The organism is Nonomuraea deserti (assembly GCF_004348685.1).
Lineage (GTDB): Bacteria > Actinomycetota > Actinomycetes > Streptosporangiales > Streptosporangiaceae > Nonomuraea > Nonomuraea deserti.
This window is the reverse complement of the sequence record NZ_SMKO01000001.1, coordinates 121,801-140,957: the sequence shown is the minus strand read 5'-3', so window position 1 is coordinate 140,957 and position 19,157 is coordinate 121,801. Positions and strand designations below refer to the sequence as shown.

Below are 19,157 nucleotides of genomic sequence, written 5' to 3'. Positions count from 1 at the left end.
GATGGAGGAGGCGCAGGCGCGGCTCGAGGCGCTGATCGCCGCCGCCGAACGGGCGGAGGCCAGGGTGGAGGAGTGGACGGCCGCCGAGTTCACGGGCCGCGCCGACGGTGGCGGCATCGTGGCCGTCACCGACGCGCTCGGCATCCTCACCCGGCTGGAGATCTCCCCACGGAGCAGGAGAAAGCTGGACGCGACGAACCTGGCCGACGCCATTCTCGCGGCGATCACCACGGCCGAGGAGGCCGCGGCGGCCTCGCGGGACGAGTTCCTCACCGACCTCCACACTCCGGGGCGGTAGGGGCCGTGCGCATCGGCGCGCCGATGCGCACGGTGATGTCCCGCTACTCCGCGAACGCCCAACCCGACCATCGGCGCACGTTCACGAGGATCACCGGCCCCTGCGGTCGTCGCTCGCGATACTGCGCGTACTTGGTGACGAGGTCGTCGATCGCCCGGTCCCGATCGGGCCCGCCGGACACGATGCGGGCCCGGCCGTCGGCGCGCACCCACCACAGCCGCGCCCATTCCTCGTCGTCGTAACGATCGGCCAGGAGGCAGACGGAGGGGTTCTCCTCGATGTCGCGCAGCCGACGCAGGCGGGTGGTCGACTTCGGCTTGTGATCGACGGCGATCGCGACGTCGTCGCCCGACACGGCGAACGTGACGGGCACCAGACGAGGGACACCGCCGCCACCCACCGTGGCGAGGCGGGCGACTCGCTCGCCGGCGAACAGAGCACGGGCACGATCGCGGTCCATGCCCTGGCTACGTACCCGCGGGCACCTGGGTGAAGCTCGCGCGATAGGCCGTGGGAGTGAGCCCGACCCGGCCGACCATGTGCTTGCGGAGGGAGTCGGCGCTGCCCAGCCCGCTCCGCGCGGCCACCTGATCCATGGGCAGCCGGGTGGTCTCCAGAAGTTCCCTGGCGCGGTCGACGCGCTGGTGCAGCAGCCATTGGAGCGGGCTCATCCCGGTCTCCGCGTGGAAGCGCCTGGTCAGGGTCCGCACGCTCATCCTCGCATGACCGGCCAGGTCGGCCAGCGAGAGCGGGCGGTCGAGGCGTTCGAGCACCCAGGCTCGGGTGGTGGCGAGGGAGGTGCCGCGCTCGGCGGGCAGCGGGGTCTCGATGTACTGGGACTGGCCGCCCGGCCGCACGGGAGGGACGACGGCGAGCCGGGCGGCCGTGTTGGCGACCGCCGCGCCGTAGTCGATCCTGACCAGATGGAGGCACAGGTCGATGGCGGCCGCCGCGCCCGCCGAGGTGTAGATGCCGCCGTCCTCGACGAAGAGCAGGTCGGGTTGCACCTCGACCGACGGGAAACGGGCGGCGAGGTCGCCGGCCAGGCTCCAGTGGGTGGTGGCGCGGCGCCCGTCCAGCAGGCCGGCCTGGGCCAGGACGAACGCGCCCGTGCACAGGGAGGCGATGCGCGTGCCGCCGGCCGCGGCTTTCCGCAGGGCGTCGAGCGTCTCCGTGGGAGCCGGTTCGCCGCCGCTGCCGACGGCGATCACCGTGTCGGCGCCCTCCACCGCGTCCAGGCCGTACGGCACCACGATGTCCGGGCCTCCGACGGTCGCCAGCGGGCCGGGGCGTGCCGTACAGATGCGCACGTCGTAGTGCGCAACGCTGTTGAACACCATGAGCGGGATCGAGACGTCGAAACTCAGCACAGGGGACACGACGACTGCGGCGATGCGGTGCATGGCCAGATCCTCCGGATAGTCGGCATTCCGGCCACTATGCCATGAAGTCGCAGATCGGCATCGTGGTCGTCATGACCTTTCATGTGATCGTGGGTCGCGGGGCCACCGCGACCAGGACCGCCCGGCAACTGGCCGGCGACGGCGAGCGCGTACGAATGATCAGCCGCACCGGTGGAGGGCCCGAGCACCCGCTCGTCGAAAGGGTCGCCGCGGACGCCACCGACACCGACCGGCTCACCCGGCTGGCGGAAGGCGCGGACACCCTGTTCACCACCGCCGCGCCGCCGTACCACACGTGGCCGGAGCAGTTCCCGATCCTGTCGGCGTCCCTGCTCGCCGCGGTCAAGCGGACCGGAGCCGCCTACGTCATGCTCGGCAACCTGTACGGCTACGGGCCGGTGGACCAGCCGATCAGACCCGACTTCCCGCTGGCCGCCACCGGGCCCAAGGGACGGGCCAGGGCGCGGGTCTGGGAGGAGGCCGCCGCCTCGGGGGTCAAGGTCACCGAGGTGCGGGCCGGCCAGTTCTACGGCGCGGGCGCCTTCTCGGTGTTCAGTCTCATGGTGCAGCGCCAGGTGCTCGAAGGCCGGCTCGCCCTCGTGCCGCAGGAACCCGACGTGCCGCACAGCTATTCCGCGATCGGCGACACCGCACGTACGCTGGTCGCCGCCGCCCGCAACGAGCAGGCGTACGGGCGGGCGTGGCACGCCCCCACCTCCACCCTGTCGGTGCGGGACCTGGCCGGCCGGCTCGCCGCACTCTCCGGGGCGCCGGAGCCGCGCCTGGAAGAGCTGACCGAACGCGACATGACTTTGCTCGCGTTCGGCGATCCGTTCTGGGCGGAGTTCCACGAAGTGCTGATCAAGCCGGGCCACCCGTTCGTCGTCGACCACTCCGAGACCGAGAAGATCCTCGGGGTGAGCGCCACACCGGTCGACGACGTGCTCCGCGAAGTGATCTGACACCCGCCAGGCCGGTCGACGTCATACTGTGATGTGGACGACCCACGACGGAGGCGCGGGCACATATGAGCGAGACAGATCCGCACATCCACGTCGACCGGAAGGTGCTGGAGGCCGGCGCCGACTTCCGCAACGTGCTCACGTCGATGTTCGGCCGCGCGCCTGACGCGCCGGCGATCGTCACCACCGGCTGCGGCATCCAGGTGTCCCACGCGATGACCTCGCCGCATCCGGAAAGCGTCACCTGCCTCGCCTGCCGCGAACACGCCCAGCAGGAATATGTACGCTTCGCCGACCTGACGGAGCGGCTGGGCGGTATGCCCGGCTCCCCCATCACCGGCGACCAGGCCGTCCAGGCCGCCCGATGGGCCCGGGACCGCGCGAAGAGGTTCGCCGGCTGACCTACGCCCTGCGCGCCGGCCTGGCCTTCCCGTCAGTCGAGGAACCGCAGGAGCGCCTGCGCGGTGTCGTACGGGCTGTCCTCGGGAAGGAAGTGGCCCGCGTCCGGGATCATGGTCAGGCCGGCGCCAGGGATAGCGGCGGCGAGGCGGGCGGCGGTCGCAGGAGGGAGCCACTCGTCGTTCCCGCCCCACAGGACGTGGGCCGGAACGGTGATCTCATGCAGCCTGGCCTCGATGTCCCGGGTCTCGTCATCGCTCACGCCCTCGACCTGATCGATCCAGCGCTGCTGCCCGGCGGCTCCGTCCCACGGGGCCAGGTAGGCGCTCGCGACGGCCTCGGGCATGGGCCGGTGGGTGGCGGTGTGCAGGCGCGGCCGAATGATGTCGGCGAAGACGTGCGCGGGCATCGTGCGGTAGACGCCGGCGTGGGTCCGCATGTGGTGGGTGAACGGCGTCAGCCACGCCCCGAGGACGGCGGCGTCCAGGAGCGCGAGGCGGCGGACGGGCACCCCGTGGACCAGGTGGGCGCGGAGCGCGGCGGCTCCGCCTATGTCGTGCCCGACCAGGGCGGGGGCGCCGAGATCCCAATGCCTGACGAGCTCGGCGAGCGTACGGGCCTGCAGGTCGATGGACGGGACGACGCCCGGGGCCGGCTGGGAGTCGCCGTATCCGAGCAGGTCCCACACGTGTACGGCGTGCTCGCGGGCCAGGATGGGGACGACCTCGCGCCACAGGAAGGAGGAGGCGGGGGTGCCGTGGATGAGGATCACGGGTGACCCCTGGCCGAAGACGTCGGTGGCGACCTCACCGCCGGACACGCGGACCCGGTGACGAAGCTTCCACGTGCCGGACTCGGTGTGCGTGCTCATACCACTCCTCTTGTAAGGGGTATAATTAGCTTATTCCGGTTACAGTAGGAGATGTAAGGCTTGAAGGCAACTTTTACCGGTTACGCGTGGGCGGCCGGGGTGGCGACAGATCTGGTCAACACCTCACCGGCAGTGCAGAGCGCGGGCGAGCTGCTGCCCAACCCGGCCGCGCTCGCCCGGTTCCTGGCCGAGCACGACCTCCACCTCGACGCCCTGGCCGCCGGCCACACCCCGTCCCGCGACGATCTCGACCAGGTGCTCGCCCTCCGCCGTGACGTCCGCGCCATCCTCGAAGCCACCGCCGAGGAACACGCCGCCCTCCTGGCCACCACGCTCGCCAGAAGAGCGGGCACCGCTCCGGGCCTCTACCGTGACACCGACGGCAGATGGCAGTGGTACGTCGCGACCACCCCACAGGCTTCCGTCGCCGACGAGCTGGCCGTACTCGTAGGCGTGGGCCTGCTCGCCGTCCTGCGGACCCTGAGCCACGACCGCTTCCGCCACTGCGCCTCCCCGGCGTGCAACGGCATGTTCGTCGACACCAGCCGCGCTGGACGCCGCCGCTACTGCACGCCCGACCTCTGCGGCAACCGCGTCAACGTCGCCAACCACCGCGCCCGCCGCCCGCCCGCGTGATCGCCTTCAACACGCGTTGCGCTCCAAGATCCGGCCGCTGTCGGCGAGCCCACACATCTGATCGCCAACCCAGCACCGCCGCGGGAGCGAGTTAGGGTGACCCGAGTGAGCCTGCTCGAGGTGGCCGCCGGCTGGTTATCGCGCTCGGTCGCATGGGTCCGGTCAGCCGCACTTGCCGGAAGCAGAGGCGGGCGGCGCCCCGCCCCGCTCGTCGAAGTGGCGGGCCTGCTGCTCGTGATCCTGCTCTTCGCACGGCTGCATGCCGCCGCCGGGAAGGACGCCGCAGCCGCCACCGCCAACGCGCTGGCCCTGCAGTCCCTGGAGCGGGCCCTCCACCTGGACATCGCACTGAGGGCGAACCAGTGGCTGACCGAGCATCCAGCCCTCATCCAGCCGGCGGTGTACTACTACCGCCTGTACTACCTCGCGATCACCGGTGTGCTGGTGTGGATCTTCGTCCGGCACGCCGAGGTCTACATCAAGGTCCGCCGGACCCTCGTCGCGATGGCCGTCCTCGTCCTGCCCGTCTTCTGGGCGCTGCCCATGTCGCCCCCACGGTTCGCCCTGCCGGGCGTCGTCGACATCATCGCCACGTACGACATCCTGGGCGGCCATGCCACACGAGAGATCGCGAACGGCCAGAACGTGTATTCGGCGATGCCCAGCATGCACGTGGGATGGTCGTTGTGGTGCGCGTACGCCGCATGGTCCGCGTTGCGAGCCTCCCACCCGCGACTGGCACTGCTGTCGTGGAATTTTCCACTGGGCATGGCGGCAGTCGTGCTCATCACCGGCAACCACTACGTCCTCGACATCGCCGGAAGCGCCGTGTTGCTGACCGTCTCCATCGCTGTCGTAGCAGCGTGGGGCCGCCTGACCGGACGCCGGCGCGCTCGGGAATGATCAGCTGATCGTCTCGTCGTCTGCCGTACGAGGGCGGCGGCGGCAGTCAAGTGATCGTCGCCGGCACGCGGCGGGCGGTGATCGCCCTTTTGTGGTTGCGCACCTCCGCGAACGTCACGACGCCTGCCACGATCACCAGGACGGCAAGCACGTACATGGCCGCCTGGTACCCCGCTGCCAGAGCCTGCCCGTGCGCGACGCCCTTCCCCTCCATCACGCTGGTCCGGCTGGACGCCAGCGACAGCAACACGGCGACACCAAGGGCGATGCCGAGCTGGAAGGAAGTCTGCCGCACACCCGCCGCCAGGCCCTGCTCACGAGGTGAGACCCCCGCCGTGGCCGCGAGAGTGGAACTGACCGTGGTGGCGAGGATCGACATGCCCATGGGGAACAGCACGAGCGCGAACAGCACCAGACTCCGCGTCACCGTCACCTGCGACGCGACCAGGGCGACCAGCAGGCCGGCGCACACGGTCGCGCCGGTGAGCGACGCCGCCAGACCGACACGCGGGATCAGTCGTCCGAGAACCATGCCGAAAACGACGTTCACCAGACCGATGGGCGCCACGATGAGCCCCGCCTGCACCGGTGTGCGCCCCATGACCTCTTGCAGGTACAAGGTGACCAGAAGATACGCCGAACCGGACAGCAGCCCCGAAGCCAGCGTCACGACATTGGCGGCCCGCAGCATGCCCGACCGGAACAGCCCGGGACGGACCAGCGGATCGGGGTGGCGGCGTTCCGCGAACACGAAGAGCACGAGCACAATGAGCCCGGCGACCAGGGGAACGACGCACTGAGGGGAGGTCCATCCCTGAGCGCTTCCCTGGGTGGGCGCGACGACGACCAGCGCGACCCCCGTGGTGATCAGTACCGCGCCCAGCACATCGAGCCTGCCAGGTCGCGCGGCTACTGGCGCGGGTGCGATGAGACGGGGGATCAAGACCGCCACCAGGGCACCGACAGGGACCGTGACGTAGAAGACGCTCTGCCAGCCCAGCGATTCCACCAGCAGGCCGCTGAGCACCAGGCCGCCGACGAATCCCAGCACGGTGGCGATGCCGAACCTGCTCATCGCCCTGGCCCTCGCCGCCCCTTCAGGGAACGTGTCGGCCAGCAGGGCCAGCGCGGTCGGAGCGATGACCGCCGCCGCGAGGCCATGCAGGACACGGCAGGCCACGAGCATGGTGGCGTCCACGGACAAGCTGCACAACAACGAGGACAGCGCGAACCCGGCCATGCCCAGGACGAAGAAGCGACGCCGCCCGAAAAGGTCCCCCACCCTGCCACCGAGGATGAGCGCACCCCCGAACGCGACGTTGTAGGCGGTGACGACGGCCTGCACACCTGACGCGGAAAAGCCCAGCTCATGCTGGATATCAGGCAATGCGACCGTGACGATCGACGCATCCAACATGATCAGGAACTGGGCCGACAGGATGATCATCCATCCTCGTCCGCCTTGCCCGCCTCCGGGCAACCGCGGCCGCATGAAACCCCCATTCCCCGGCAAGGACGGGCCTTCCGGGCACACGATCGGACGCCCGGCTTCTCCAGGGCCGCCCCCATCGGCGCCTATGCTTCCGCTCCCTACGCTCGAAGCTCTGGCGGGAATCGGCCCTCGCGGCAAAGGGCCGACACAGCCCGCGCTCTGCTCTTGAAGGCGAGCCCAAGATCGGCGGTCGTGAAGGAGCGGAACGATGACGTGAGACCGCAGATCGCCGGCTAACCCAGGAGCCGGCGGGTCGCTTCCTCCACGCGTTCTCGAACCAAGGAAGAGCCCAGCGGTTTCGGCATGGCCCGGGTATGGGGGAGCTCACTCAGGACGTCTCGTGTCTGCTGCTCCGCAACCCGCTGGGCCTCCTGCATCGCCATCGTCATGTGCCGAGCGAGGACTGCCGCGTCGAGGCGCATGGCGCGGGGGTCAAGCTTCAACGAGATGATGGCGCCGTGCCCATCGGACGTGGCCGTCACCAGGCCATCGACGCTCGTGCCAACGCCTGTGACGGCACCGATCCTGGTTTGGGCCCCCTGAAGCTCTCGCATCGCCTTCGCGGCCTGTCCCAGGATCTGCTCCAGCCGTTCCTGATCATCTTGAGGCGTGGATGCCGGCTGCATGATGACTCCAACAAGGTGAGATCAATTCCGGCTTCTCGTGTTTCGCAGGTTCTCTGCCCGCTCTCTCAACGCGTCCGCCTGCTGCCAATGTCGCTGTGCTGCCTCGCCGCTTATGCCCTGAGCCGCGTCGGCCGCGAGTTCGTCCTCGTCCCGCGCCAGCTCTTCAAGCTCTTGCACCTTGTAGTTGGTGTTCAGGTACTGGGTTTCGACCTCCCTCTCCGCTACTCTCTCCTCGTCTCTGGTCGTCTTTCCGAACCAACCCCTGCCGGCCATCATCGTCATGTGCGAGTCGCGTTCGGACGTCGGCTCGGTACGCCGGCGACTCCCGGGGGCGCTCCCGGCGAACTGGGGGCGCGGTTCCGGATGCGGCAGGTTCTCGCGGAGCTCCCGAAGATGGCCGGCCACCCGGCGCTTGAGAGCATGGGCTATCGGCCCCTCGACGCCCTCTTTCGCCTCGCGTGCGACCTGCTGGACGATGCGGTGCATGGCGCGGATTCTCAGCTTCGCATAGGCCCTGCTCAGAGGGTGCGGGTTGAGCAGATGAGCGGCGACCAGCACCGTGGTGGCCGCAGCCACCGAGCCGATGGCCAGTTTCGATCCGCTGATCACTCCGGCGACACCGTCGAGCGAGATGGGGATGATGTTCATCGCGGTCGTCGCCAGTGCGCGGGCCTGCGAAACCTGCTCCCACGTACCGGCCAGAGCAGTGGATGCCTCACCCTGGTAGTTCTGCTGGGCTTGCTCCATCGTGGCGTCCGACTCGGCGGCCGGAACCTGGATGCCCTCCAGAGCGGTCCTCAGCGTGCTCGCGTTCGCCAGGTAATCCTGCTCGTCGGGCGGCCAGTAGCCGGGGTCGATCACCCAGGCAGGGAGCATCATGCCCATGACTCACCCCGCGGCTCCAGATATTCGCCGCTCGCCACGTCCGCGACCTCTGTGGAGGAAGCCACGAATCCCAAGCCACCACCGGTCGCGGCCATCACGTGGCTGAGAGCGGCTCGCATCTCGCTCGCCTCTGTGAGGCACTCGGCGAGTACGGAGAGAAAACCTGAGAGCAGACCGTCATCCCTTATGGCGCCGATTTCCGTCAGCCCCCGCAGCGCGGCGTCGAAGTCCTCGCTGAGGACAACCATCCGGGAAGCAGCTTCCCGGATGGCCTGCCGGTCGATCTCCAAACTCTCTGTCATGCCCGCACACTGTAGCTGGCCTCCAGCCGAAACGATCAGGTCTCCAGGCACCACGCCCTGATCTCGGGGTGCTCGGCGTGGTGTGCCAGCTGTGCCGCGGTCCTCAGCCGGGCAGCCGCGGCCGTACTCCCGCAAGTCGATGTGGCACGTCGCGCCGAGCAGTGACAGCCAACCGCCGGCGACGAGCAGTCGGCGATGCTCGGCGAAGGTCTCCTTGCCGTCGAGGAGGCGCCCAACGTACTCCAGGTGCCCGCCGTACGCGCCCGAGGAGCTGGGCGGGCGGTGTTTTTCGGGTAGGCGGAAGCCAGGTCATCCACGGCCAACTCAAGCCGTTCCAACGTTTCTCTGCCGACGTCGCTGACCGCGGCCGTGGGGAAATCCGCAGCCGTTGCACCTAGCGCTGCAACTATGACGCCTCAGAAGCTCGAAGGCCCTCCACCCACAAACGGGTGAAGGGCCTTTCATGTGCGGAGGATCGGGGATTTGAACCCCGGATGGTGTTGCCACCAAACCGCATTAGCAGTGCGGCGCCATAGACCTGACTAGGCGAATCCTCCCGGAAGCCACCGCGGCTCAGCACAGCGTACCGGCCTTCCGGCGAGGCGGCAAAGCGATTCCCCGCCCGGCTTCGCCAAGAGTTATCAACAGGCTGTGGGTAACTCCCTGTGGATGAGGCCCGTCCACAGCGTGGGCGCGCTTCGGGGCTGTGGATGACCCTGACCGAGGTCGGCTGCCGGTGGCTGAAGGCCGACAGCACGCCGAGCAGAGAGCTCGTGGCCACCACGCTGATGAGCGCCTTGTCGGCCCGGCGGCGGCGCTCCAGCAGCCAGTCGGGGAAGTACGCGCCCGAGCTGAGCTCTGCCACGAAGATCCGCCGCTCAACCGGCGAACCGGAAGGGCCCGATGCGATGGAGACATCGCATCTCAACAGGTCGGATTACCCGTTGAGCCCGATGAGGTGATCCCGGTGGCCGATATCCGGTGTCGCGGCAGTGCCGCACTTGCTAGAACGCTGGTATGACGGATCGCAGCATTGTCGTGGTTGGCGCCGGCATCGTCGGGGCGTCACTGGCGTACCACCTGGCCGGGCGCGGCCGACCGGTCACGTTGATCGATGCGGGTCTGCCGGGTTCGGGCGCCACCCGCGCTTCCTTCGCCTGGATCGGACGACCGGCCGTCAGCGACCTGCCCTCGGCCCCACTGCGCTACCTCGCACTGGACGAGTACCGGCGGCTGGAGACGGAGCTTCCTGAAATGTCGATCCGCTGGTCGGGTTCAATCAGCTGGGACGGCTTCGACGAGGCCCCGGGGCCGCGCACCAACGATGTCGAAGCCCTGGAACCACACCTGCTCAGTCCTCCGGCCGTGGCCGTCCATCGTCCGGAGGATGCGGCGTTCGACCCGGTCGCGGCGACCGATCTCCTGGTCGGCGCCGCGCGCAAGCGGGGCGCACGGTTGCTGACGGGGGTGCTGGCAACTGCCCTTGACCACCAGGCGGGCACGGTGAGCGGCGTACAGACGACCGCCGGAGTCGTTCCCGCTGAGACCGTCGTCCTGGCCGCCGGTACCGGCACGGTTGCCCTGTGCTCCGGGATTGGCATCACCCTGCCCGTCGAGCCGTCGCCCGCCGTCCTTGTCCGGTTGCGCGCGGCTCCAGGCCTGGTCCGAACGATCGTCGCGACGCCGTCGCTGGAGGCCCGGCAGCTCGACGACGGCACCATCCTGGCCCCTACGGCGTACAGCGGCGAGACGGACCAGGCCGCGCTGCTCGGGACCTCCCGACGTGTCCGCGACCGGTTCGCTGCTTCCTTCGCCGGAGCCGGCGGCACGGAGGTCGTCTCCGCCGAGATCGGCTGGCGTCCGATGCCTGCCGACGGGGAACCGGTCATCGGCCGCCCCGCCGGCACCCGCGGTCTGTACGTCAGCGTGATGCACTCGGCGATCACCCTGGCCGCCGCGGCCGGCCGCCTTGGCGCTTCCGAGATCCTCACCGGGCTACCAGCCCTCGAGCTCGCCGGTTGCCGACCGGACCGGTTCCACTGATTCCCTCAGTGACGACCTGGCCGTGACCGCACGATCTTCGGCTGTCCACAGGCTCCGAATGACCATGCGGTGGCCGTCGCCGGGTGGCCCCCAACGCCTCAAGATCGCGAAGTGTCAGGCGGGGTTGGCTTCGCCCTCGATCTCGATCTTGACCTTCTTGCCCACCAGCACGCCGCCCGTCTCCAGGGTCTGGTTCCAGGTCAGGCCGAACTCCTCGCGGTCGATCTCCGTGGTGATCGTGTAGCCCCACACGGCCTGGCCCCACGGGTTCGTGCCGGCGCCGCCGTACTCGACCGTGAGCTCGACCTCCTTGGTGACGTCGCGGATGGTCAGATCGCCGACGACGGTGAACTCGTCACCCTTGTGCCCGACCACGCGGGTGCTCCTGAAGGTGATCTCCGGGTATTTCTCGGCGGACAGGAAGTCGTCGCCGCGCAGGTGGCCGTCGCGGTCGGCCACGCCCGTGGTGATGCTGTCGGCCTTGATGGTGAGCTCGGCGGACGACTCCAGCGGGTTGTCGGCGATCGTGACCGAGCCGCTGAAGGAGCCGAACGAGCCGCGGACCTTGCTGACCATCATGTGCTTCACCACGAACCCGACGCGCGTGTGAGCCACGTCGAGGTTGTAGGTGCCGGCGGCCGGGATGGTCAAGGACTCCCAGGTACGAGTGGTCATCGGGGTTCTCCTCAGAAGGGGTTCGGGTTGCAATATTTGCGACAACAAATATGTACATGAGGAAAATTCCGTCCGTCAACTGTCGTCGGCTAAGCTGTTGAGTGTGCTGAACTTCGACGACCCACGGCTGACGGCCATCGGACTCCTGAGCGAGGCGTACGCCGGTCTGATGGCCCGGTTCCAGCCCGTGCTGACCGCGGCGGGGTTGTCCGAGATCGACTTCGAGACCGTCATCCGGCTGGCCCGCTCGCCCTGGCAGCGGCTGCGGATGAGCGATCTCGCCGCCCAGACCGGACTGTCCACCAGCGGCGTGACCAGGGTCGTCGACCGGCTCGAACGCGAAGGGCTGGTGCGCCGCGAGGCGTGCCCCACCGACCGCAGGGCCTCCTACGCGGTGCTGACCGACGCCGGGCGCGAGCGGCTGGAGACCGTGCTGCCGCAACACCTGCAGGACATCGACGACTGCCTCACCGGGCTGCTGAGCATGTCCGAGTTGGAGGCGTTCCTGGGCAGCCTGCGCAAGATCAGAGACGTCGTACGCCCCTGCGCCACCGCCGGCGCGGTCGAGACGGACGCGGAAGCACGGGCCACATCCTGATCTCGAACGTACGCGAAGGTGCGGGCCTCATCCCGACGTACGCGAGTGCGCAGGCCTCATCCTGATGCCGACGTACGCGGAAGCGCGCGCCTCATCGTGACGGCAGTAGCGCGCTCCTCAGCTTGGCCATCGCCCGCGACACCGTGCTCTTGACCGTTCCGACGCTGATCCCCAGCGTCCTGGCGATCTCCGGCTCCGTCATGTCCTCGTAGTAGCGCAGCACGATCGCCGCCCGCATCCGCTCGGGCAGTTCCTCCAGCGCCTGTTCGAGCTGCTCGTGCACCTCGCCGCCGCCCACCGCCTCGGACGTGGTCGTCTCGGGCAGGTCGGCCGACGGATATTCCTCCAGCTTGCGGCGCCGCCACTGCGAGATGTTGATGTTCACCATGGCCCGCCGCACGTAGCCGTCGAGCGCGCCCCGGTCCTCGATGCGATCCCAGGCCAGGTACGTCTTGGTCAGCGCGTTCTGCAGCAGGTCCTCGGCGTCCAGCGGGTGCCCGGTGAGCTGGTGGGCGGCACGCAGCAGCGCAGGCCCGCGGGCCTGCACGTACTCGCGGAACTCGTCTTCCCAGCCGGTGGTCTGCATCGTGGCCAGAATCGCAGCCCGATGCCCTATTGGGCCTGAACCGGAATTCAGGTTTCGGCCCGCCCACGACAAAGGTCCGTCAAGGTCGGTGGCGGTTTGTACGCCGCCGGGTGTCTAGTCACTTCCCCGGGGTTGCGTATTTTGCTCTTGTCTGCCCCGGTACGGTGTAAGCCACCCCCAAGTCGTGTGAATCTAGTAGCCGACGAGGGAGGGCGCATGGGGTATCCGAGCGTTGAGCGCCGCCGGGTGCTCGCCGCCGCCGTACTGGGCCGCGAATCGGATCCCGCTCCGGACAACGCGGACCCTTTACGCGCCGTCGCCGGCGAGATTCTGGACGTCAGCCCGCATCTGATCATCATCGAGACCCCCGACGGCACCGAGGAACGGCTCGTGATCGCGCCGTGGGCCACCGCGTGGCACGGCGGGGACGCGGCGCCCACCGACCTTCCCGTGGGCGCCATGGTCATGATGCGGGCCTTACGCGACGGGCGGGTGGTCGAGCGGATCTGGGCCGACGCCACGCGCATCACGGGAATGATCCTGTCGATCGAGGGACGCAGGGACCTAGCGGTCGAGCTCGACTGCGGGCCGCACCGCGGCCACCGGACGATCACCATCCCCTACCGGGCTTCAGGACGGCTGCAGGTACGGCATCCCAAATTCGAGCCCGGTTACCTGTTCGACGCCATCGGGATCAGGCAGGACGGCGGGAGCCTGGCGCTGCTCCCCGCGACCTCGCAACCTCCTTACCTGGCGCGGGCCGTGCCCTCGCCGCCGCCCGTGCACGCGGGGATGGCGGCCGGCATCTCGGGCACCGCCACCTGGTCCGACACGTTCGACGAGGAGGAGCGGGGCGCGGCCTACCCGATGCTGGAGCGGGCCGACACCGGCTGCGCCCAGGCGGGGGTGTCGTGTGCCGGGCTGCCGTACCTGTCGGTCGGGTCGCTGCTCCGGGTGACGAACGTGTGCTCCAAGCGCGCCGCCGACGTGCCGGTGGTGGCGTGCGGGTGTCTGGCCGGGCGGTTCTGCGACCGGTGCGTCGAGTGCGACACCTCGCCGCGCGGGCGGATCGTCGAGTTGTCGCCGTTCTCCTACGTGGAGCTCGGCGGTGACCTGGTCAAGGGGTGCTTCAACGCTCAGATCGGATTGGGGTGACGCACGTGTGGGAATCGCAGCTCCCGCTGCTGGTCGTGCTGCTCGTCCTGGGCACCATGGCCAAGGTGATCACGGTGCGCTCGGGGGGTGAGCCGGGCGCGCTGTCCAGGCTGGGGCCGGCGGTCCTGGTGCCGGGGCGTTTGCGGGTTCCGGCGCTGCTGGTGTGCGCGGCCGGCGAGCTGGTGCTGGCCGCGGGTCTGCTGGCGACCGGCCATGCGATCTTCAGGTGGGCAACGGTCGCCTTCTTCGCGATGTCCACGTACGTGCTGCTGGAGTTGCGCAGGCGGCGGCCGGACGCGGGGTGCGGCTGCTTCGGCGAGGTGAGCTCGGCGCCGGTCGGGGTGCGTTCGATCGGCCGGACCGTGGTGTTGACCGGGATGGCCGGGATGTCGGTGCTGGCGCCGGTGCCCGGGTGGGTGGCCGTGTTGCACCCGTCGTGGCTCACGGCCGCGGGGGTGGCCCTGCTGCTCGTGTTGTCGCCGGAGACCGCCGAGCTGATCGAACGCGCCCGCTTCCGTGCCCCGTGCGAGCAGCGGCGCGGCCCGTCGGAGTCGGCGACGCTGGCCCGGCTCAGGTCGAGTGGCGCCTGGCGCGCCCACCGGGAGGGGCTCACGTCGCTCGAGCCGTACGACAGCTGGCGCGAGCTGTGCTGGCGTTTCTTCGCCTTCCAGAACCACGACCACGACGACGTCGTCTTCGCCGTCTATCTCAGCGGCCGGCGCCCGGCGGTGCGGATGGCCGTGGTCGGCTCGGAGGGCAGCGAGTCTCTGACGGAATATACGCCAGTATCGGCCTGACGCTAGAAACCATTAGATTCCGCTCGACAGGCAGGCCGATATAGCTCTATTGGGCTGTCTAGCTTCCCCACTAGACAGCCCAATAGAGGTCTAGGGGCGCCGCTCAGACGGGCTGAGCGCGCAGGTACTTCCCGAAGTGCGGCACCGTGAACGCGATCAGGCCGCGCTCGGCGCTGTAGATGAGCCCTTTCTTGATGAGGCTGTCGCGGGCGGGCGAGAGGCTGGACGGCTTGCGCCCGAGGGCGTCGGCCACCTCGGCGGTCGCGACCGGCTCGTCGCCGATCTGCGCCATGGCGTGCATGTAGTCGCGCTCGGCCGGGGTGGCCCGCTCGTAGCGGCTGCCGAAGAACCCGACGGCGAGCTCCTCCTCGGCCTCCGGAGCGGAGACCTTGACGTCTTCGATGGTGATCGGGCTGCGCGGCGCGAGATCCCAGGCGACCTTGCCGTAGGCCTGGACGAAGTAGGGATAACCGTCGGCGGCTTCGTAGAGGGCGTCGAGCGCCTCCTGGGTGAACTCCACCTCTTCCTCGCGCGCCGGCAGGATCAGCGCCATGTCGGCGGCGTCGCGGTCGAGCTTGTCGATGCGCGCGTAGCGGAAGAGCCGCTCGGAATAGCTCTTGCTGGCCGACAGCACGCTCGGCAGGTGCGGCAGCCCGGCGCCCACCACGATCAGCGGCCCGCCCGACTGCGACAGCTCGTGGCAGGCGGCGCAGAGCGCGGAGACGTCGGCGGGCTGCACGTCCTGCATCTCGTCGATGAACAGCGCGATGCCCACCGCCAGGTCGGTGGCCACGCCGGCGGCGTCGACGAACAGCTCGGTGAGGTCGATCTCCAGGTCGCCGGAGTCGGCGCGCCCGCGGCTGGCGGGCACCTCGATGCCGGGCGACCAGTGAGAGGTGCCTTTGGCCGCGGCCGGATCGCGCATGGCGAACGCCTTGAGCACCCCGAGGAACTCCTCGATGCGCTCGGGCGCGCGGTGACGCGGAGCCAGCTCGCGGATCGCCATGTGCAGGGCGGCCGCGACCGGCCGCCTGATCGACTGGTCGGGCCGGGCCTCGATCTTGCCCGTGCCCCACAACCGCTGCATGGCCATGGACTTGAACGTGTTGAGCAGAACGGTCTTGCCGACCCCCCGCAGGCCGGTGACGACCATGCTGCGCTCGGGCCGCCCACGGGCGACTCGCTCCAGCACGACCTCGAACTGCTGCAGCTCTCGATCGCGCCCGGCGAGCTCCGGCGGACGCTGCCCGGCGCCGGGGGCATAGGGGTTGCGCACAGGGTCCACGCTCTCGGACTCTATTGCCGGATATAGCGGCCGTCTTAGATTTGGGAAGAAAGTGCTACGGCGTGTCCGGACAGGGGCCAGCGCGAGCACCGTCATCGGACACACCCCCTCTCACCAGGCCGAACCCTTGTTCGATTGCGGTACCTAAGACTGTAGCGCGGACTCGAACATCTATGCGATGGTTTCGAGTAAAGATCTTCGCAACAGCTCGACGTGTCCCGCTGAAGGCGGCGAACTTGGCAGCCGCGCCACCCGCGCAATAGCGTTCGGGACCATGCGGACCTTCGCGAATGTACAGGAGCTCAAGGCGGCCGTCGGCGAGACCTTCGGCCCGACCGAGTGGCAGACGGTGACCCAGGACCAGGTCAACCTCTTCGCCGACGCCACCCATGACCACCAGTGGATCCACGTGGACGTGGAGCGCGCCAAGGAGGGCCCGTTCGGCGGCACGATCGCCCACGGCTACCTGAGCCTGTCGCTGCTCCCGTCGTTCATGTTCGAGATGGTCAAGGTCGAGGGCATCGCCATGGGCGTCAACTACGGCCTCAACAAGGTCCGCTTCCCCAGGCCGGTGCTCGTCGGCGCGCGCATCAGGGCCACCGGCGAGCTCACCGACGTCAAGGGCACGCCGGCCGGCTACCTGTCCAACCTGAAGATGACGATCGAGATCGAGGGCGAGAAGCGCCCGGCCTGCGTCGCCGAGACCCTCAGCCTGTACGTACCCGCCCAATAGCGTCAGAGGATGATCGCCGCGAGTGCCGCCACGCCGATGAGGGCGAGGTAGGCCAGCACGAGCCGGGTGTCCCTGAGCAGGCACTTGCTCCGGGTCAGCCCGGCTCGCCGCGCCCTCCAGTAACCGGCGAACCCCAGCACCGCGAACCCGAGCACCGCCCACGGCCCGAGCAGCCAGGCCAGCAGCGCCACGGTCGCGTACACGCACAACCGCAGCGGATCGTACGGCTCCTTGTTCACGACACCACCTCGAACGGGACGCTGGGCCGCGCGGCCACCGCGGACAACCGCTGCCGCGACAACTGCGGCCAGGCCTGCACGGCGCAGAACGGCGCGCACTGGTCCTGCTCGGCACGCGTCCCCACGTGCACGCAGCACTGCGTGAGCCGCTCCTCGATCATGGTCGAGATGTCCATGAACGGTTTGACGGTGATGCGCACGATCCGCTCCCCCATCATCCTGCGCAACTTCCTGCGCCGGCCCGGCAGTGCCGACGACGCCAGGGTGAGGAGGGTGGAGACGCCGAGGTCGCAGTTCTCGCAGATGTCGCGCCACAGGTCGCCGATCTGCGGGTGCGAGAGCGACGACTGCTCCGACAGCAGTCCGAGCAGGGACTCCTGTACGGCCAGCCGCAGCTCGCGCGGGATCTCGGTGTCGGCGATGCGGTTGGAGACCAGGCCGAGGTTCTCCTTGAGCCGGTCGTGACCCATCAGCGCCGTCAGCGAGCGCCACTCGCGGGCGTCGTCGCGGATGAGGTAGCCGACCGAGCAGCAGTGCGGGTGTGAACAGGGCAGCGCGGTCAGGTCGCGCCAGGTGACCAGGCCGCCGGTCTGCGGGCCCAGGCGGCTGAGCACGCCGGTGTGGGTGAGCCGGTCGTCCGGGTCGATGGTGCCCGACCTGCCGGAGCCGAACTGGGGCTGCAGTGACACGCCTCCGACGTACGGGGTGTCGAGGGCCAGGCGTACGACGTCGCCGATCTCGCCGTCGTTGACGCCGAGCGCGGCCGTCATGACGAGGGTGGTGAAGATCTCGCGTTCGGACAGGCGCTGGAGGGCCTGCGCCTTGATGCGGGTGAGGTCGCCGCCCCTGTGGTGTTTCGAGGCCTCGGCCGAGCCGTCGTACTGGAGGTAGACCTCGACGCGCTCCCTGTGCTCGGCGAGCAGGTCGAGCAGGGCGTCGTCCCTGGCGACGAGGACGCCGTTGGTGTTGATCAGGATGCGGGTGACCGGGCGGTCGACCAGCTCGGCCAGGAGGGTGCCGAGCTCGGGGTGGAGGGTCGGCTCGCCGCCGCTCAGCATGAGGACGTCGAGCTTGCCGTTCTCGCGCCCGAGGCGCTGGTCGACGTTCGCGAGGATGTCGGGGACGGGGACGATGCCGGTCAGGTCGGGCGAGCTGTCGGCGAAGCAGGTGGGACAGCGCAGGTTGCAGGCTTCCGCGATGTCTTCGAGGAGGATGCAGGTGTGCTGGGTCTGCATCTCGGGGAGGCCGTGGAGGTACGCCTCGGGGACCTGACGAAAGTTCCCCGACACATCCGGCATGTGCTGCTTGGTGGGAGCGGTCCATTCTTCGAGGTACGCCAAGATTTCCGGGTCTTCGTCGTACAGAGTCCGGATAAATCCGTGTTCGCGGCATCCGCGTTCCAGCCAGACCTTGCCGTCACGCTCGGCCAGATAGCCGCTCAGCCGCTCCACCCGATCGAGGTCGCGGCCGTGACAACTCGGGCAGAACGCATTGACGTACCTGAGAATGCGGTCGCCCCGCAGCCCCATCCCTGTGCTCATGGCAGGACCTTCCGTTCGAAGAGGGAATCGTAGTAGCCGCGCCGCCAGCCGTACCCGAGCCTGAGGGACAACAGCAGCACGCCCGGGACCAGGAACCACTGCGGCCTGGTCAGATCCAGCCAGACCGTCTCGTTGGCCCTGGTGAACTCGACGAGGAAACGGAAGACGGCGTACGCGGCGACGTAGAGGGTGAACAACTCCCCCGGCCGGGCCAGCCGCCTGCGGGCCCAGAGCAGCACGGCGAACGCGGCGAGCTGGAAGACGATCTCGTAGACGAACGACGGGTGCATCGCCTGGCCGGTGAGACAGCCGGGACACTCAGGGGTGGTCGGCGGGGCGTGCACGCCCCACGGCAGATCGGTCGGCCGGCCCGGAGCCTCCGTCAGATGACAGCCGATCCGACCGACCGCCATCCCCAGCGCCACCGCCGGGGCGAACAGGTCACCGGTGCGCTCCTTGTAACCGATGAGCTTCTTGGCCACCAGGACGCCCACGTACGCGCCCGTCAGGCCGCCGAGAACGCTGCGGGAACCGTACAGCCAGAGGTCCTCGAGGTCGAGCGTCTCCAGCCAGCCCGCCAGGCGCATCCCGATGGCGCCGCCCACCAGAGCCCCGGCGACAGCGATCAACGACTGCTCGTTGAACGCCCCACGCCTTCTCGCCTCCCACACGAAGACCGCGGAGGCCACCAGGACGCCGAGGCCGACGAAGATCTCGTGATAAGGCAT

At 69.2% G+C, this 19,157-nt stretch carries 24 protein-coding genes and 1 tRNA gene; 11 read left to right on the top strand and 14 right to left on the bottom strand.

Annotation, left to right across the window (positions count from 1 at the left end; translation table 11 throughout):
• Position 1 precedes the first annotated feature (1 nt).
• Positions 2-298 carry a YbaB/EbfC family nucleoid-associated protein gene (locus tag E1292_RS00765; protein ID WP_132590887.1) on the top strand — a complete coding sequence of 99 codons (297 nt, stop codon included), beginning with the start codon at positions 2-4 and terminating at the stop codon, positions 296-298.
• Positions 299-341: 43 nt separating this feature from the next.
• Here the strand turns inward: E1292_RS00765 and E1292_RS00760 are convergent, their stop codons facing one another.
• Both E1292_RS00760 and E1292_RS00755 read right to left on the bottom strand, forming a co-directional pair.
• Positions 342-758, bottom strand: a complete 417-nt coding sequence (locus tag E1292_RS00760) for a TIGR03668 family PPOX class F420-dependent oxidoreductase (RefSeq protein ID WP_132590886.1) — start codon at positions 756-758, stop codon at positions 342-344.
• 7 nt (positions 759-765) lie between these two features.
• On the bottom strand, positions 766-1,701 hold the full coding sequence (locus tag E1292_RS00755; protein ID WP_132590884.1) for a GlxA family transcriptional regulator: 936 nt from the start codon (positions 1,699-1,701) through the stop codon (positions 766-768).
• 41 nt (positions 1,702-1,742) lie between these two features.
• Between E1292_RS00755 and E1292_RS00750 the strand changes: the two genes are divergently transcribed.
• Positions 1,743-2,663: a Rossmann-fold NAD(P)-binding domain-containing protein gene (locus E1292_RS00750; protein WP_220446592.1), complete on the top strand. Its 921-nt coding sequence runs from the start codon at positions 1,743-1,745 to the stop codon at positions 2,661-2,663.
• A 65-nt stretch (positions 2,664-2,728) separates the two neighbouring features.
• Positions 2,729-3,064, top strand: a complete 336-nt coding sequence (locus E1292_RS00745; RefSeq protein WP_132590882.1) for a hypothetical protein — start codon at positions 2,729-2,731, stop codon at positions 3,062-3,064.
• Between the two features lie 32 nt (positions 3,065-3,096).
• On the opposite strand, the gene E1292_RS00740 is transcribed toward E1292_RS00745, so the two are convergent.
• The gene (locus E1292_RS00740) at positions 3,097-3,933 is read right to left on the bottom strand and encodes an alpha/beta fold hydrolase (RefSeq protein ID WP_132590880.1); all 837 of its coding nucleotides are present in this window, start codon (positions 3,931-3,933) and stop codon (positions 3,097-3,099) included.
• A 60-nt stretch (positions 3,934-3,993) separates the two neighbouring features.
• On the opposite strand from E1292_RS00740, the gene E1292_RS00735 reads away from it, so the two are divergent.
• Together E1292_RS00735 and E1292_RS00730 are read left to right on the top strand one after the other, a co-directional pair.
• Positions 3,994-4,569, top strand: coding sequence for a CGNR zinc finger domain-containing protein (locus E1292_RS00735; protein ID WP_165974302.1), 576 nt, complete (start codon positions 3,994-3,996; stop codon positions 4,567-4,569).
• Positions 4,570-4,674: 105 nt separating this feature from the next.
• The gene (locus tag E1292_RS00730; protein WP_220446591.1) at positions 4,675-5,472 is read left to right on the top strand and encodes a phosphatase PAP2 family protein; all 798 of its coding nucleotides are present in this window, start codon (positions 4,675-4,677) and stop codon (positions 5,470-5,472) included.
• 46 nt (positions 5,473-5,518) lie between these two features.
• Here E1292_RS00730 and E1292_RS00725 read toward each other — a convergent pair whose 3' ends face one another.
• The 5 genes from E1292_RS00725 to E1292_RS00705 all read right to left on the bottom strand — a co-directional run bounded on the left by E1292_RS00725 (position 5,519) and on the right by E1292_RS00705 (position 9,334).
• Positions 5,519-6,919, bottom strand: coding sequence for an MFS transporter (locus E1292_RS00725; protein WP_165974301.1), 1,401 nt, complete (start codon positions 6,917-6,919; stop codon positions 5,519-5,521).
• Between the two features lie 278 nt (positions 6,920-7,197).
• A complete protein-coding gene (locus tag E1292_RS00720; protein ID WP_132590876.1) occupies positions 7,198-7,590 on the bottom strand; it encodes a YbaB/EbfC family nucleoid-associated protein in 393 nt (130 codons plus the stop codon).
• A gap of 21 nt (positions 7,591-7,611) precedes the next feature.
• A complete protein-coding gene (locus E1292_RS00715) occupies positions 7,612-8,475 on the bottom strand; it encodes a hypothetical protein (protein ID WP_132590874.1) in 864 nt (287 codons plus the stop codon).
• Complete coding sequence (locus E1292_RS00710) at positions 8,466-8,777, bottom strand: hypothetical protein (RefSeq protein WP_132590872.1); 312 nt, start codon at positions 8,775-8,777, stop codon at positions 8,466-8,468. Before E1292_RS00710 ends, E1292_RS00715 begins: the two co-directional genes overlap by 10 nt.
• A gap of 468 nt (positions 8,778-9,245) precedes the next feature.
• Positions 9,246-9,334 (bottom strand) — tRNA-Ser (locus E1292_RS00705).
• 153 nt (positions 9,335-9,487) lie between these two features.
• Here E1292_RS00705 and E1292_RS54745 point away from each other — a divergent pair.
• Together E1292_RS54745 and E1292_RS00695 are read left to right on the top strand one after the other, a co-directional pair.
• Complete coding sequence (locus E1292_RS54745) at positions 9,488-9,739, top strand: hypothetical protein (RefSeq protein ID WP_132590870.1); 252 nt, start codon at positions 9,488-9,490, stop codon at positions 9,737-9,739.
• Between the two features lie 55 nt (positions 9,740-9,794).
• Positions 9,795-10,820 carry an NAD(P)/FAD-dependent oxidoreductase gene (locus E1292_RS00695; RefSeq protein WP_132590868.1) on the top strand — a complete coding sequence of 342 codons (1,026 nt, stop codon included), beginning with the start codon at positions 9,795-9,797 and terminating at the stop codon, positions 10,818-10,820.
• 114 nt (positions 10,821-10,934) lie between these two features.
• Here E1292_RS00695 and E1292_RS00690 read toward each other — a convergent pair whose 3' ends face one another.
• Positions 10,935-11,495, bottom strand: a complete 561-nt coding sequence (locus tag E1292_RS00690; RefSeq protein ID WP_132590866.1) for a YceI family protein — start codon at positions 11,493-11,495, stop codon at positions 10,935-10,937.
• A 103-nt stretch (positions 11,496-11,598) separates the two neighbouring features.
• Between E1292_RS00690 and E1292_RS00685 the strand changes: the two genes are divergently transcribed.
• Positions 11,599-12,093, top strand: coding sequence for a MarR family winged helix-turn-helix transcriptional regulator (locus E1292_RS00685; RefSeq protein ID WP_246089819.1), 495 nt, complete (start codon positions 11,599-11,601; stop codon positions 12,091-12,093).
• A gap of 91 nt (positions 12,094-12,184) precedes the next feature.
• On the opposite strand, the gene E1292_RS00680 is transcribed toward E1292_RS00685, so the two are convergent.
• Positions 12,185-12,679, bottom strand: coding sequence for a SigE family RNA polymerase sigma factor (locus E1292_RS00680; RefSeq protein WP_132590862.1), 495 nt, complete (start codon positions 12,677-12,679; stop codon positions 12,185-12,187).
• A gap of 216 nt (positions 12,680-12,895) precedes the next feature.
• Here E1292_RS00680 and E1292_RS00675 point away from each other — a divergent pair, with 216 nt between their 5' ends.
• Both E1292_RS00675 and E1292_RS00670 read left to right on the top strand, forming a co-directional pair.
• Positions 12,896-13,834 (top strand): hypothetical protein, encoded by a 939-nt coding sequence (locus E1292_RS00675; protein ID WP_132590860.1) that lies wholly within the window; start codon positions 12,896-12,898, stop codon positions 13,832-13,834.
• A gap of 5 nt (positions 13,835-13,839) precedes the next feature.
• Positions 13,840-14,631 (top strand): MauE/DoxX family redox-associated membrane protein, encoded by a 792-nt coding sequence (locus tag E1292_RS00670; protein ID WP_246089817.1) that lies wholly within the window; start codon positions 13,840-13,842, stop codon positions 14,629-14,631.
• A 103-nt stretch (positions 14,632-14,734) separates the two neighbouring features.
• Here E1292_RS00670 and E1292_RS00665 read toward each other — a convergent pair whose 3' ends face one another.
• Positions 14,735-15,916 (bottom strand): ATP-binding protein, encoded by a 1,182-nt coding sequence (locus E1292_RS00665; protein ID WP_132590856.1) that lies wholly within the window; start codon positions 15,914-15,916, stop codon positions 14,735-14,737.
• Between the two features lie 274 nt (positions 15,917-16,190).
• Here E1292_RS00665 and E1292_RS00660 point away from each other — a divergent pair, with 274 nt between their 5' ends.
• The gene (locus E1292_RS00660; protein ID WP_132590854.1) at positions 16,191-16,649 is read left to right on the top strand and encodes a MaoC family dehydratase; all 459 of its coding nucleotides are present in this window, start codon (positions 16,191-16,193) and stop codon (positions 16,647-16,649) included.
• Between the two features lie 2 nt (positions 16,650-16,651).
• On the opposite strand, the gene E1292_RS00655 is transcribed toward E1292_RS00660, so the two are convergent.
• Genes E1292_RS00655 through E1292_RS00645 form a run of 3 tightly spaced genes read right to left on the bottom strand, consistent with a single transcriptional unit; the run spans position 16,652 to position 19,157 of the window.
• Complete coding sequence (locus tag E1292_RS00655) at positions 16,652-16,888, bottom strand: hypothetical protein (RefSeq protein ID WP_132590852.1); 237 nt, start codon at positions 16,886-16,888, stop codon at positions 16,652-16,654.
• A complete protein-coding gene (locus tag E1292_RS00650; protein WP_132590850.1) occupies positions 16,885-18,429 on the bottom strand; it encodes a radical SAM protein in 1,545 nt (514 codons plus the stop codon). The genes E1292_RS00655 and E1292_RS00650 overlap by 4 nt, the downstream gene beginning before the upstream one ends.
• Entirely contained in the window at positions 18,426-19,157 is a 732-nt protein-coding gene (locus E1292_RS00645) for a prolipoprotein diacylglyceryl transferase (RefSeq protein WP_132590848.1), read from the bottom strand. Before E1292_RS00645 ends, E1292_RS00650 begins: the two co-directional genes overlap by 4 nt.

What these genes read in the sequence shown, in the direction of transcription:
- E1292_RS00680 (WP_132590862.1), bottom strand. Translation starts at nt 12,679, where the DNA reads ATGCAGACCACCGGCTGGGAAGACGAGTTCCGCGAGTACGTGCAGGCC.
- E1292_RS00765 (WP_132590887.1), top strand. Translation starts at nt 2, where the DNA reads ATGGAGGAGGCGCAGGCGCGGCTCGAGGCGCTGATCGCCGCCGCCGAA.
- E1292_RS00755 (WP_132590884.1), bottom strand. Translation starts at nt 1,701, where the DNA reads ATGCACCGCATCGCCGCAGTCGTCGTGTCCCCTGTGCTGAGTTTCGAC.
- E1292_RS00725 (WP_165974301.1), bottom strand. Translation starts at nt 6,919, where the DNA reads ATGATCATCCTGTCGGCCCAGTTCCTGATCATGTTGGATGCGTCGATC.
- E1292_RS00675 (WP_132590860.1), top strand. Translation starts at nt 12,896, where the DNA reads ATGGGGTATCCGAGCGTTGAGCGCCGCCGGGTGCTCGCCGCCGCCGTA.
- E1292_RS00660 (WP_132590854.1), top strand. Translation starts at nt 16,191, where the DNA reads ATGCGGACCTTCGCGAATGTACAGGAGCTCAAGGCGGCCGTCGGCGAG.
- E1292_RS00760 (WP_132590886.1), bottom strand. Translation starts at nt 758, where the DNA reads ATGGACCGCGATCGTGCCCGTGCTCTGTTCGCCGGCGAGCGAGTCGCC.
- E1292_RS00750 (WP_220446592.1), top strand. Translation starts at nt 1,743, where the DNA reads ATGAAGTCGCAGATCGGCATCGTGGTCGTCATGACCTTTCATGTGATC.
- E1292_RS00645 (WP_132590848.1), bottom strand. Translation starts at nt 19,157, where the DNA reads ATGCCTTATCACGAGATCTTCGTCGGCCTCGGCGTCCTGGTGGCCTCC.
- E1292_RS00720 (WP_132590876.1), bottom strand. Translation starts at nt 7,590, where the DNA reads ATGCAGCCGGCATCCACGCCTCAAGATGATCAGGAACGGCTGGAGCAG.
- E1292_RS00745 (WP_132590882.1), top strand. Translation starts at nt 2,729, where the DNA reads ATGAGCGAGACAGATCCGCACATCCACGTCGACCGGAAGGTGCTGGAG.
- E1292_RS00740 (WP_132590880.1), bottom strand. Translation starts at nt 3,933, where the DNA reads ATGAGCACGCACACCGAGTCCGGCACGTGGAAGCTTCGTCACCGGGTC.
- E1292_RS54745 (WP_132590870.1), top strand. Translation starts at nt 9,488, where the DNA reads ATGACCCTGACCGAGGTCGGCTGCCGGTGGCTGAAGGCCGACAGCACG.
- E1292_RS00690 (WP_132590866.1), bottom strand. Translation starts at nt 11,495, where the DNA reads ATGACCACTCGTACCTGGGAGTCCTTGACCATCCCGGCCGCCGGCACC.
- E1292_RS00650 (WP_132590850.1), bottom strand. Translation starts at nt 18,429, where the DNA reads ATGAGCACAGGGATGGGGCTGCGGGGCGACCGCATTCTCAGGTACGTC.
- E1292_RS00715 (WP_132590874.1), bottom strand. Translation starts at nt 8,475, where the DNA reads ATGGGCATGATGCTCCCTGCCTGGGTGATCGACCCCGGCTACTGGCCG.
- E1292_RS00695 (WP_132590868.1), top strand. Translation starts at nt 9,795, where the DNA reads ATGACGGATCGCAGCATTGTCGTGGTTGGCGCCGGCATCGTCGGGGCG.
- E1292_RS00710 (WP_132590872.1), bottom strand. Translation starts at nt 8,777, where the DNA reads ATGACAGAGAGTTTGGAGATCGACCGGCAGGCCATCCGGGAAGCTGCT.